The organism is Bacillus sp. GMa5/1 (genome assembly GCF_050172015.1).
Taxonomy (GTDB): domain Bacteria; phylum Bacillota; class Bacilli; order Bacillales; family Bacillaceae_G; genus Bacillus_A; species Bacillus_A cereus.
Map to the genome: position 1 here is coordinate 23,249 of NZ_JBNLYC010000042.1, position 12,784 is coordinate 36,032.

A 12,784-nucleotide genomic window follows, 5' to 3' on the forward strand; every position below is an offset into this window, starting at 1 on the left:
TCAATGAAAATGAAGTAATATATTTGATAGAGAATGGGGATGCGGATATATGACGATTAAATGGATTGATTGGGTAAAACAAATACAATCTATAGCTCAAGCGGGTTTAACGTATTCTAAGGATGTGTATGATATTGAGCGTTTCCAGCAATTACGAGATATTTCTATTTCAATGATGTCACATTACACGAAAACAGATTGGGAAGTCGTAGAGAAATTATTTGCAAGTGAGACAGGCTATCAAACACCTAAAGTTGATATAAGAGCTGTTGTTTTTCAAAATGAAAAGTTATTATTTGTGAAAGAAAAAAGCGATGGGAAATGGGCATTGCCAGGTGGATGGGCTGATGTCGGTTATACGCCAACCGAAGTTGCAGCAAAAGAAGTTTTCGAAGAGACTGGTTATGAGGTAGATCATTTTAAGTTACTAGCTATATTTGATAAAGAAAAACATCAACCATCTCCATCGGCGACGCATGTATATAAGATTTTCATTGGATGTGAGATTATTGGTGGAGAAAAGAAAACTAGCATTGAAACAGAAGAGGTGGAGTTTTTTGGTGAAAATGAATTGCCTAATTTATCAATTGCTAGAAATACAGAAGACCAAATTAAAGAGATGTTTGCCTACATGAAAGACCTGCAGAAAGAGAAATTAATAGATTAATCCTGCTTGAATTGTACATATTGTTAAAATGAAGATATTGGCAGATTGCAGCCTTTATGTAATAATGGGATGGTATGTGAAGAAAAAAGGAGATAAAAAAGAACATGTTAGCAAACATAATAGATCAGTTATTGCAATTTTTTGCAAGCTTAGGTTACTTTGGAGTAGCTCTTGCTTTAATGATTGAAGTAATCCCGAGTGAAATTGTACTTTCGTATGCTGGCTTTTTAGTAGCGAATGGTAAAATTAGTTTTGTGGGTGCAGTTATCGCCGGAACGATTGGTGGTACTTTAGCGCAAATCTTTTTATACTGGCTTGGATACTACGGAGGGCGTCCGGTTGTAGAGAAATATGGGAAATATCTACTTATTAATAAACATCATTTAGACATAGCGGAAGGTTGGTTTAAGCGTTATGGAGCAGGCGTAATATTTTCTGCGCGCTTTATCCCAGTAGTACGTCATGCGATCTCTATTCCAGCAGGACTAGCTAAGATGCCATTAAAACTATTTACACTTTATACGGTTGTAGCGATCATTCCATGGTCAATTCTATTTATATACTTAGGTGAAAAACTTGGTGGGAATTGGCGACAAATTAAAGAGTATGCATCTGATTACACACATTACATAATTATAGGAGCTGTTCTTTTTATTGCTCTATACTTTGGTTTAAAGTATTTCAAAAAGAAAAAAGCAGCGCGTTAAAGTCAATGATTTTTCATTGGCTTTTTTATTTGTTTCGGTTCTAAAGAAAAGGAGTTGTCCATAATGTGTAATAATAAAGCGTAGCGGAGGAATGTGATGAAAGGGTCACCGTTTATACGTGGAACGATATTTTTAACGATGGCAACGATGATATCAAAAATGTTAGGGTTTATATATGTTATACCATTTACAGCGATGGTCGGTACGAGTGGTTACGTTCTATACACATACGCATATCGTCCTTATACCATCATGCTCAGCATAGCAACAATGGGATTACCGCTAGCTGTTTCAAAGATGGTATCAAAATATGATCAACTGAATGATTATCATACGGTTAAGAGAGTGTTGAAAAGTGGAATCGTGTTTATGTTTATAATGGGAGTCATTTCGTGTTTTACGTTATATATGCTAGCTCCGCATTTAGCTAAACTTGTCATCGATGGGAATGATCAAACGGGGAATAGTGTAGGAGCGGTTACTACTAATATTCGAATTGTAAGTTTTGCGTTAATACTTGTGCCAGTAATGAGTTTATTAAGGGGCTTCTTTCAAGGATTCCAATCGATGGGGCCTTCTGCATTAAGTGTAGTTGTAGAGCAATTTTTTCGTGTTTTAACCATTTTAATAGGAAGCTTTGTCGTTTTATATGTTTTAAAAGCTTCTGTTTCACTAGCAGTTGGTATTTCAACGTTCGGTGCCTTTATGGGAGCTGTAGGTGGATTAACTGTTTTAAGTGCGTATTATATGAGAAGGAGAAGGCACTTAAAGAAAAAAGAAATGGCAAGTATACCACAAACAACGAAATCTTTTTTCTCACTTTATAAGGAGCTCTTTACATATTCTATTCCTTTTGTTGTAGTAGGCTTAGCAATTCCGTTGTATCAGACGATTGATACATTTACAATTAATAAACTACTTATACAGATAGGGTATATGCAAGGCGAAGCGGAAAAAATTAATGCGATAATTGGCCTTGTTCAAATGGTTGTGCTTATCCCGGTATCCGTTGCGACAGCTTTTAGTATGTCTCTCGTACCAGAGATGACGAAAGCTTATACAGCAGGAAATACGAAGCTATTGTACAAACATTTTACGAGAACAAATGTATTAGTAGTAGCGATTACGGTACCGGCGGCAATTGGAATGATGGTGTTAGCCAAGCCTGTATATACCCTTTTATTTGGTGCTGGAAATGATCCAGAGATGGGGAGAATCATTTTACAGTATTATGCTCCTGCTTGCATACTATTTTCTCTTTTTACAGTAACGGCTGCTATGCTACAAGGAATCAATCAACAGCAGAAGACGGTGCTAGGACTAGTGATTGGAATTATTGTGAAGATAGTTTTAAATATTGTATTGCTTCCGTATTTCGATTATGTAAGTTTTATCATTTCAACATACGCGGGCTATACGATTTCAGTCGGGTTTAACTTGTGGATGCTTTCTAAATATGTTATAAAGGCAACATAAGCTTTTAAGGCAGAGAGCACTCTGTCTTTTTCTATGTTTATCCCGCTCTAACGGGCAGTAAGATCCTCATCTCAAAATTCAGCGAAAGAAAAGAAGTTTGGTTGGGGGCGGGCAGTCCGTAAAAGCCCGATTGGTGAGGGCTGAAAATCAGTGGGGGGGATGAAGCTCCCACTGATTAAAGTTTCACTTTATAATATTTTTCTTATAAAAACGTTTTCAAAATAATTTTTCTATTGAAATTTAAACGTATGTTTCATATGCTGAGAATGGCGGTTTAAAAACTGTGATTTAAGAGAGGTAGATTCCTACATGTAAAAAGAATCGGGGTGATAGTATGTTAAATATATATTTAACAGACCGAAACGGAAAACTACAAGAGATTGAGGAAATGCAAAAGGGGTGCTGGATTAATGTACTTCATCCAACAGAAGAAGAAATTCAATATCTAGTACAAACTTTAAATGTAGACTTAGATTTCATTAAAGACCCTTTGGATGATGAAGAACGCTCTCGTATTGAAAAGGAAGACAATAATACTTTAATTATCGTGGATATTCCGACAGTTAGACATGACGAAGAAGGAAATTCGATTTATGACACGATTCCAATAGGTATGATTGTGATGCCGGATTGTTTTGTTACAATCTGCTTAGAAGAGAATCCAATTTTTGAACGTTTTATTAATCAACGTATTAAAGAATTTTATACGTTTAAGAAGACGCGCTTTGCACTTCAGCTCTTATATACGATTTCTACTTATTATTTAAGATACTTAAAGCAAATAAATCGAAAAACAATTGATTTAGAGCATCAATTAAATCAGTCAATGAAAAATAAAGAGATTTTCACATTGTTAGGCCTTGAGAAAAGTTTAGTATACTTTACAACGTCATTAAAGGCTAATAAAATTGTAATTCAAAAGTTAATGCGTAATAGTACATTTTTAAAAATGTATGAAGACGATCAAGATTTATTAGAAGATGTATTAATTGAAAATAAACAGGCTATTGAAATGGCGGAAATATATAGTCACATTTTAAGTGGAATGATGAATACTTTTAGCTCCGTTATATCAAATAATTTAAATAGTGTTATGAAACTGTTAACGTCAATTACGATCATTTTATCTTTACCGACGATGGTTTCTAGTTTCTTTGGAATGAACGTAAAGGTTCCGTTTGAAGGGGAAGCACACGGTTTTGTAATTGTACTCATCATATGTGTAACACTATCTTTCACGTTAGCTTTTGTTTTTTGGAAGAAACGTTACTTTTAACGATAAGAAAGCTGCTCTAGCATAGTTATATAACTACGCTAGAGCAGCTTTTTTGCTATGAAATCTCAAATTTTGAATAGAATATAACTTGTACAATGTAATGTATATAAAGGGTATGTATGTCATATAAACCTTGTCCAATTAATGAAATGGGGTTAAAATTACATATTGTTAATGAAAAGTTGGAGGAAATACATCATGGAATTGTTTCAATTACCGAAAGCATTCCTGCAAATGAATACAATTTTTATTTCCATATTAATCGAAGCACTTCCGTTTGTGCTAATTGGTGTATTTATTTCAGGATTCATTCAAATGTTTGTGACAGAAGATATGGTGGCAAAATGGATGCCGAAGAACCGATTTCTGTCTGTTTTATTAGCTACTTTTTTAGGCATGTTGTTTCCAGGTTGTGAATGTGGAATTGTTCCGATTGTAAGACGATTAATTGGAAAAGGCGTTCCACCATACGCAGGGATTGCATTTATGTTAACTGGACCTATTATTAATCCAGTTGTATTATTTGCTACTTATGTTGCCTTTGGGAGTAGTATGCACATGGTATGGTATCGTTCTATTGTAGCGATTATCGTAGCCATTATCGTTGGAATTATATTATCCTTTATGTTTAAAGAACATCAATTAAGAGATGATCACTTCCCAGAAGTGAATAATAAGCGTCCACTGCGTAAAAAAATGTGGGATGTATGTACACACGCTGTTGAGGAATTCTTCTCAATGGGAAAATATTTAGTACTAGGTGCGTTAATTGCAGCAGCGGTACAAACGTTTGTACAAACTTCAACACTTCTTGCTATTGGACAAGGTCCGTTTTCTTCATCAGCTGTTATGATGGGACTTGCTTATATATTATCACTTTGTTCAGAGGCAGATGCATTTATCGCTTCTTCGTTCCAAAGTACGTTTTCAACAGCTTCACTTGTCGCGTTCCTCGTTTACGGACCGATGGTGGATATTAAAAATATGTTTATGATGCTTGCGACATTTAAAACGAAATTTGTAATTGTTGTTATAGTTACAGTTACTCTTGTTGTTTATGCAAGCTCACTACTCATTTATGCGATGGGGTGGTAGGTTATGTTTCGAGCATATATATTATTAGGTTTTACAATATTAATTGCGCAACTGCATATTTCCGGTAACATTACGAAGTATATCAATATGAAGTATGCCTATTTATCAACAACAGCAGCAATTATTTTAGGTTTCTTAACGATTATACAAATTATCGTCGTTTTCCAAAAAGAACACCAAAAGGAAAAAGAGAAAAATGATTGTAGTTGTGACCATGGTCATTGCGGACATGATCATTCAAAAGATGAGAATACATGGTGGAAAAAAGCATTTTCGTACTCATTGTTTTGTTTTCCAATTATCTCAGGGTTATTTTTCCCAATTGCGACGCTAGATTCGGATATTGTTAAAGCGAAAGGGTTTCACTTTCCTGTTGCACAAGCAGAAAGTAAGGATCCATTTATGACAAGACAATTTCTAAGACCTGATACGAGTATTTATTACGGGAAAGAAGGATACCGCGGTGTAATGGAAAAAGGGAAGAAAGAGTTTGTTACGAAAGACAATATTAATTTGAAAGATGAAGACTTCCTAAAGGGTATGGAAACAATTTATAATTATCCTGGCGAGTTTACTGGGAAAAAATTATCTTTTAAAGGGTTTGTTTTTAGAGATGATTCTTCTAAAAAAGAACAATACTTCTTATTCCGTTTCGGTATTATACATTGCGTAGCAGATTCTGGTGTGTATGGTATGTTAGTGAAAAAACCAGAAGGCGTAGAGTGGAATAATGATGACTGGATTCAAGTAGAAGGAGAGATAACTACTGAGTTTTATCAGCCGTTTCATGCGAATATTCCTGTATTAGAAGTAACAAAATGGAATAAAGTTGAACAGCCGAAAGAACAATATGTATTTAGAGGAGCCGATTGATAAAATCGGTTCTTTTTTGTGGACTAAAAGTTCTGAATGTTGTTAATATTAAACGTGTAGTTCATTTAGTATAGTGATTATTGAAATATTAGGGATAGATCATTAAAGGGGTGATAACAATGACAGAAGTAAAGGGGAAAACAGCCAATGAGTCAAGGGTGTTCAAAACGAGCCGAGTCTTCCCAACGGATTTAAATGATCATAACACGCTATTTGGTGGGAAGATATTAGCGGAGATGGATATGGTTGCTTCTATTTCAGCATCCAGACATTCAAGAAAGGAATGTGTCACAGCATCTATGGACTGGGTCGATTTCTTACATCCTGTTCGTTCTTCAGATTGTGTTAGTTATGAATCTTTCGTAATTTGGACGGGAAGAACTTCTATGGAAGTGTTTGTGAAGGTAGTGGCTGAAGATTTAATTTCAGGTGAGAAGCGTATAGCGGCAACGTCATTCGTTACTTTTGTGGCACTTAGTAAGGAAAATAATCCAGTTCCAGTACCGCGTGTTATCCCTGAAACCGAAGAAGAGAAAGAATTACATCGTATTGCTGTGTTACGTGCAGAACAGCGTCATATACGTAAGGCAGAGAGTAAGAAAGTAGCCACATTGTTAACCTTTTGAGATGAATATTTAGCCATTTAAGTTACTATAGCAGTCGGAAATGGTTTTAAAATGAAAAGCGGACACCTAAAATAGGTGTCCGCTTTTATAGTTTTTTCATCCACATATCATATGACAGTAGCTACTTAGCAGAAGCAAGCAGCACCGACGATGATTAAGAGGATAAATAATACGACTAATAGCGCAAATCCATTACCATGTGCGAAGCCCATTGTTATTTCCTCCTTTTATTTTAAGATACAACATACAATATGCAAATGAGCTATTGTTTGATATGGACATATATCATGCAATGACATATTTTCTTGAATGATAATGTAATAAAAAAGGGAAGATATAGAAATAACAGTAAGTGGAGAAAGGAATTTATCCATGAAGCACTTTTTCGCTATAATCCTTTGTTTAATAGGTGTATTCATTTGGATGAACATCGATGTGGAAATGGGGAAGGAAATGGCTAGTGAATATGAATTAGGACAAGTTCGATTAGGTGAATTTCAACTATATACGAACGGTGAAGAGTTATATAGAAAATTATTTGACGATATAAACGATGCAGAAAAGTATATATATATCCATTTTTATATTGTAGGAAAAGACGAAATAAGCCAAGAGTTTTTACAGTTATTAGAGAAAAAAGCATCTAGCGGAGTAGAAGTGAAATTGTCAGTCGATCGGGTAGGCGGATATAAGCTGAAGAAAAAGGTAATTAGCCGATTAAAAGAAAACGGTGTGAAGTTTACATTTAGTAAAAAACCGAAACTGAAAAATATGTTCTATTCTTTGCATCAACGAAATCATAGACGTATTGTTACGATAGATGGAAAGGTATCATACGTCGGTGGCTTTAATATCGGAAAGGAGTACCTTGGACAAAATCCAAAGTTTGGGCCATGGCGTGATTATCACGTGCGTATCCATGGTGAGGGTGCAGTGGATATGGAAAGAAAGTTCGCCGAAGATTGGAAAGAAGATACAGGAGAAAAAATGCCTATACATGAAAGTATACCTACATTAGGGAATGTGAAATATCAATATTTATTTTCAAATGGAAAAGGCTTATGGGAAAAATATGGAGCACTATTAAAGCAGGCTAAAAAGTCTTTAATTATCGCTACACCATATTTTGTACCAAGTAAAGAAATGGTGAAAGAGTTAAAAGCTGCATTAAATCGTGGTGTTAATGTGAAAATTCTCGTGCCATTTAAAAGTGATGCCATATTGTTAAAACAAGCTGCCTATCCATATTTGAAAGATATGTTACATGCTGGAGCGGAGATTTATCAATATCGAAATGGATTTTTTCATGGGAAAGTAACAATTATTGATGGAGAAATTGTTGATATTGGGACAGCGAATTTTGATAATAGAAGTTTTTATTTAAATTGTGAGTCTAACTGTATCATATATGATAAAACCGTTGTTGATGAAGTATGGAGTCGATTACAGGTAGACTTTCATAAATCAAAACGATTTTCTGAAGAAGATTTTGAGAAAATTAGTAGATGGGATTGGTTTTTAGCAAGAATAGCGAATGTTTTAGCATCATATTTATAGTATATGGACAAAAGAGAAGGGAGGCGCTTTAATGGACTGTATGAAAGAATTAATGAGATATAGTTATATACTAATATACAAGGTTGGAGAGTATGCTGGAAAGGTCAGAGACGAAGAATTAAAAAATCTATTACAGCACCATTTACCATATATGTTACAAGCATATAATGAACAAGTAAATTTTCAAGAAGGAGAGAATGTGCAACATATAACCTGTGAAACAACGGAGTTTGATTTGCATGAAATGGAAAAGGAAACAGTTAGTAAATATACAGGGGATATTCATATTGCAACCAGTTATATTGCGCACTTGAAACGATTAGCTTTAAAGTTTGCTCAAGTTGCAGTGGAAGTTGCTAATCCAGAGTTTCGCTCATTTTTGGAAAATTGTTTCCTGAAAATGAACCGTTACGCTTATAGTGTGTGGCAATATGTTATGAAGAAGGAATATAAGATTACACATCTATATGAAAATGAAAAGTTTGCATGAGAAACTAAGGCGAAATGGTATGCGCCTTAGTTTTTTTACGTCCATTGAGAGAAAAAACTAGTTTTATTGTGTATCGATTGGAAATGAAATATATAAATTAAAATTAGGATTTGTTATCAGAAGATTTACAAAAATTTACCGTATATTTACTGTTTTTCAATCTCTCCTTTAAAAATAGAGAGTAATATGAGGTTGTACATATTCTATCACAAGGAGGAAACGCAAATGAATAAATGGGTTAAATCATTAACTGCTATGGCACTTGCAAGTTCTTTATTAATGGTAGGTTGTAGTAAAGGTGAGGACAAGAAGAAAGAAGACGACACAACAACACAACAAGAGGATAAAAAGGATAAAGAAACAAGCGGAACCGAGAAGTCTACTGATTCTAAAGAAAAGAAATAAAGTAATAATAAAGCTTCCTCTCATATATGAGGAAGCTTTTTTGTTGTAAATTGACTGAGATTATTGAAAAATAGAAAGAGAATGAAAGAGGGGGAAAACAAATGAAAGTATGTATATTGGGAGCAACAGGACGAGTAGGTTCAAACATAATTAATTTAGCATTAAAGGATTCAGCTGAAGTGACTGCATTAGCGCGTGATTTAAATAGAATAGAAATACAACATGAAAGGCTACGAGTGATAGAAGGTAATGTATTGAACGAAAATGATATAAAGAAAGTGATAGAAGGAAGCGATATAGTAATTAGTGCACTTGGAACGGATCAAAATGGAACATTAGGGAAGAGTATGCCACAAATCATTAAGCAAATGGAAGAAGAAGGGGTTCGTAGAATCATAACAATAGGAACAGCTGGTATTTTACAAGCAAGAACAAATCTAAATTTATATCGTTTTCAATCAACGGAATCAAAAAGGAAAACGACAACGGCAGCGGAAGATCATTTGGCTGCATATAAAGTACTAAGTAATAGTAATAATTTATGTTGGACAGTTGTTTGTCCGACACATTTAATAGATGGTGAGGCGACAGAGGTATATCGAACTGAAAAAGATATATTGCCAGAGGGTGGATCAAAAATTACAGTGGGTGATACAGCACACTTTGCATGGGATCTATGTAAGAAAAACATATATGAAAATAGTCGAGTAGGTATTGCATATTAAAAAACCATCCCGAAATCGGGATGGTTAAAAGATGATATAACACAAGAAGATGATAATCATAATGATTTGGAGAATTGCTTTCGCTACTGTACTGCTTAAAAAACCAACTACAGTAGCGACTCCAACTAGAAAGGCATCTTTTGGCGCTTTTTTATGCACAAGTTCTGTTATAAATACTGATAAGAACGGTATGATAATAAGTCCGAATGGCGGGAAGAAGAACGATCCGACAATGATAGAAATCATTCCGACACGTTCGCCCCATTTAGAACTACCGTATTTTTTTAAGAAATATCCATTTGCAATAAAATCAGCAACGAAAATGAAAAGAGTAAAAATGACTTGAATAATCCAAAAAGAAGTTGTTAATTCGCCTCCATTTATACCGAAATGGTAAATCAAATATCCAGCCCAGACAGCTAGTATGCCAGGGATAATTGGATAAATAAAGGCGAGAAATGAAACAACGAAACAGGCAATGATACAAATTGTTAATAAAACAGTCACTTTATAGCTCCTTTTTAATATCTAGTTTATGTACAGCAACTTTTTTGACTTGATGTCCATCAAGTTCTAATACTTTAAATTGAAAACCAGCATATTCAATGGAATAGCCAGTTTCAATATTTAAGTCAACTGCTTGAGAAAGAAGCCATCCTCCGATTGTATCTAAATCACTATCATCAATATGTAGGCCAAACATATCATTTACTTCAGAAATAAGCACCTTTCCATCTAAAACAGTAAGCTTAGGTGTACGCTTTTCAATCATAGGTGATTCATCCGCATCGAATTCATCTTGAATTTCTCCAATGATTTCTTCAAGAATATCTTCCATCGTTAAAAGTCCGGCAGTACCACCATATTCATCCATAACGATTGCCATCTGAACGCGATTTTTTTGAAGATGGACTAACGTTTTACGAATTGGAACTGTTTCAAATACAGTTAGAACAGGATGTATATAAGATTCAAGTGGTTTATAAATACCTTTCGTTTGATCATGGAATACTTCTTTCGTATTGATCATCCCAATGATATCATCTTTATCTTTTTCGATAATTGGATAGCGTGTATATTTTTCAGTAGCGACGATATCCATATTTTCTTCTAACGTATTTTCAGTAGATAAGCAAATCATTTCGGTACGAGGAACCATAATTTCTTTTGCAACTCGATCATCAAATTCAAAAATGTTATTTACATATTTATATTCGGTTTGGTTTATTTCACCGCTTTTAAAACTTTCACCTAAAATGAGTCGCAATTCCTCTTCAGAATGAGCAAGTTCACTTTCTTTCGCAGGTTCTAATCCGAGTAATTTTGTGAAAAATATAGCTGTACTATTGAGTAGCCAAATGAATGGGTACATAATTTTATCAAATAAAATAAGCGGTCTTGCAAATTTGAGTGTGATTGCTTCTGCTTTTTGAATTGCGAAAGACTTTGGAACTAATTCACCTAATACAACGTGGAAAAATGTAATAACACTAAAAGCAATAACAAAAGATAAAGTGTTAGCCATTGTTCCAGTAATATTAATTTTTTCAAAGAGCGGTCGTAGTATATGTTCCACAGTCGGTTCACCAAGCCAACCAAGCCCTAAAGAAGTGATTGTAATTCCGAGCTGACAAGCTGATAAATAAACATCTAAATTAGATAGGACGCTTCTTGCAGCTAAAGCTTGTTTATTACCTTCATTTGCAAGTTGGTCAATTCGACTTTTTCGTACTTTTACAACAGCGAATTCTGATGCAACGAAAAAGCCAGAAATAAGAATAAGTACAAAGATGAGAAAAATATTTAATATGTCCAAGCGTGTTCTCCATTCCAAGGTTTGGAATAAAGATGTCACCTCCTGCAATTATGTTATACTTTTATAATAAATCCAAATGAAAAGAATAGTCAAAGGAAAAGGGTAAATATTGGTATGTTTCTGTAATAGTTTTTGAATTTGCTGTTATTTTGTCCGCTATACAAAAGGAATAACCCCCTACTTTTAGATTATAGAGGGTTATTTTAAATTAAGGTTTTGGAACACTTCTCGTCAAAGTGTATGACTGTTGTTTGGAGTAGTTTGTGGTCCATAGTGTTTGAAGGAAAGAAAGTATGCTATATGGGATATAGAGTAGTAATAAGCCGATTGTAACAATTATGGGTGAATTTCCGCCAAATTGAACGATAAATTGTAACAGTCCATTTGCATGAAAAACGCATTCCATAAAAACGAATGAAAGAATAATGGAACCTAAAATTGATTTATGATTCGAAGTAAGCGCCAAAAACAATGTATCCACAAGAAAAGAATCATGTTTTATTTCATATTCATTTGTGTTTTTTAAGAAAGGAATCCATTTTTTTACTGCTTGCATAACGATAATCATGGAAGTACTACATACGATGATAAATGATGAGTAGTAAGGAAGGTTTATAAATTGTGCGATGTATAGAAGTAGTAATAAGACTGAACATTGTAATACTACAGTGCAAAAAGAGTAAGGAATCCATTTCAATACAGTAGTAAACTTTTTAAACGAATTAGGTACTTTGAAAAATAAATGGCCGATACCCAAACTTATGAAAAATCCGATCGCAAGGGTAAAAGTAAAACGAACAATCGATATAAAATATATTTCCCATATGTAAGGGAATAATGGTGTTGAATGATTAGAAGTATGTATCATTTGGTTTGCTGAGAAAAAGATAGATTCATGCATCCAATCAACCTTTGGAATTGATATAGAAGAAAGCTGTGCGAAGTTTTGAAAAATGCTAATAAATCCATTTTGATAAGAATAATTGTGTGTAATAAAAAGAGCTGGAATAGGACTTATGGCAAAAATAACAATAATACCAATTATAAATTTACATATATGTGAGCGTAATA

General features: G+C 34.1%; 15 protein-coding genes. 11 read left to right on the top strand and 4 right to left on the bottom strand.

All coding sequences use genetic code 11. From position 1 onward, the window contains the following. Positions 1–49 precede the first annotated feature (49 nt). From ACQGSG_RS12920 to ACQGSG_RS12950, 7 genes are all read left to right on the top strand, one after another. Entirely contained in the window at positions 50–667 is a 618-nt protein-coding gene (locus ACQGSG_RS12920) for an NUDIX hydrolase (RefSeq protein ID WP_325842646.1), read from the top strand. 104 nt (positions 668–771) lie between these two features. Beyond that, positions 772–1,374 carry a DedA family protein gene (locus tag ACQGSG_RS12925; RefSeq protein WP_000880691.1) on the top strand — a complete coding sequence of 201 codons (603 nt, stop codon included), beginning with the start codon at positions 772–774 and terminating at the stop codon, positions 1,372–1,374. Between the two features lie 96 nt (positions 1,375–1,470). After that, complete coding sequence (locus tag ACQGSG_RS12930) at positions 1,471–2,850, top strand: putative polysaccharide biosynthesis protein (protein WP_000678847.1); 1,380 nt, start codon at positions 1,471–1,473, stop codon at positions 2,848–2,850. Between the two features lie 334 nt (positions 2,851–3,184). Then, positions 3,185–4,126: a magnesium transporter CorA family protein gene (locus ACQGSG_RS12935; protein WP_000932389.1), complete on the top strand. Its 942-nt coding sequence runs from the start codon at positions 3,185–3,187 to the stop codon at positions 4,124–4,126. Positions 4,127–4,324: 198 nt separating this feature from the next. Continuing rightward, the gene (locus tag ACQGSG_RS12940; protein ID WP_000418716.1) at positions 4,325–5,221 is read left to right on the top strand and encodes a permease; all 897 of its coding nucleotides are present in this window, start codon (positions 4,325–4,327) and stop codon (positions 5,219–5,221) included. A gap of 3 nt (positions 5,222–5,224) precedes the next feature. Next, entirely contained in the window at positions 5,225–6,094 is an 870-nt protein-coding gene (locus tag ACQGSG_RS12945) for a TIGR03943 family putative permease subunit (protein WP_084064636.1), read from the top strand. A 119-nt stretch (positions 6,095–6,213) separates the two neighbouring features. Further along, positions 6,214–6,720, top strand: a complete 507-nt coding sequence (locus ACQGSG_RS12950) for an acyl-CoA thioesterase (protein WP_000141164.1) — start codon at positions 6,214–6,216, stop codon at positions 6,718–6,720. 125 nt (positions 6,721–6,845) lie between these two features. Here the strand turns inward: ACQGSG_RS12950 and ACQGSG_RS12955 are convergent, their stop codons facing one another. Further along, entirely contained in the window at positions 6,846–6,932 is an 87-nt protein-coding gene (locus ACQGSG_RS12955) for a YjcZ family sporulation protein (RefSeq protein ID WP_000505094.1), read from the bottom strand. Between the two features lie 160 nt (positions 6,933–7,092). On the opposite strand from ACQGSG_RS12955, the gene cls reads away from it, so the two are divergent. The 4 genes from cls (at position 7,093) to ACQGSG_RS12975 (ending at position 9,897) form a co-directional block, all read left to right on the top strand. Then, positions 7,093–8,277, top strand: a complete 1,185-nt coding sequence (gene cls, locus ACQGSG_RS12960; protein ID WP_141403599.1) for a cardiolipin synthase — start codon at positions 7,093–7,095, stop codon at positions 8,275–8,277. Between the two features lie 31 nt (positions 8,278–8,308). Next, positions 8,309–8,767, top strand: a complete 459-nt coding sequence (locus tag ACQGSG_RS12965) for a spore coat protein (protein ID WP_000340535.1) — start codon at positions 8,309–8,311, stop codon at positions 8,765–8,767. Between the two features lie 225 nt (positions 8,768–8,992). Next, a complete protein-coding gene (locus ACQGSG_RS12970) occupies positions 8,993–9,172 on the top strand; it encodes a hypothetical protein (protein WP_001045960.1) in 180 nt (59 codons plus the stop codon). A 101-nt stretch (positions 9,173–9,273) separates the two neighbouring features. After that, positions 9,274–9,897 (top strand): NAD(P)-dependent oxidoreductase, encoded by a 624-nt coding sequence (locus tag ACQGSG_RS12975; RefSeq protein ID WP_000861653.1) that lies wholly within the window; start codon positions 9,274–9,276, stop codon positions 9,895–9,897. A gap of 24 nt (positions 9,898–9,921) precedes the next feature. On the opposite strand, the gene ACQGSG_RS12980 is transcribed toward ACQGSG_RS12975, so the two are convergent. The 3 genes from ACQGSG_RS12980 to ACQGSG_RS12990 form a co-directional block, all read right to left on the bottom strand. Beyond that, positions 9,922–10,404, bottom strand: coding sequence for a DUF456 domain-containing protein (locus tag ACQGSG_RS12980; protein WP_000217338.1), 483 nt, complete (start codon positions 10,402–10,404; stop codon positions 9,922–9,924). Position 10,405: 1 nt separating this feature from the next. Continuing rightward, complete coding sequence (locus ACQGSG_RS12985) at positions 10,406–11,713, bottom strand: hemolysin family protein (protein WP_065705050.1); 1,308 nt, start codon at positions 11,711–11,713, stop codon at positions 10,406–10,408. Positions 11,714–11,921: 208 nt separating this feature from the next. Beyond that, a partial coding sequence (locus ACQGSG_RS12990; RefSeq protein WP_426947477.1) for a hypothetical protein occupies positions 11,922–12,784 on the bottom strand: 863 nt, incomplete at its 5' end.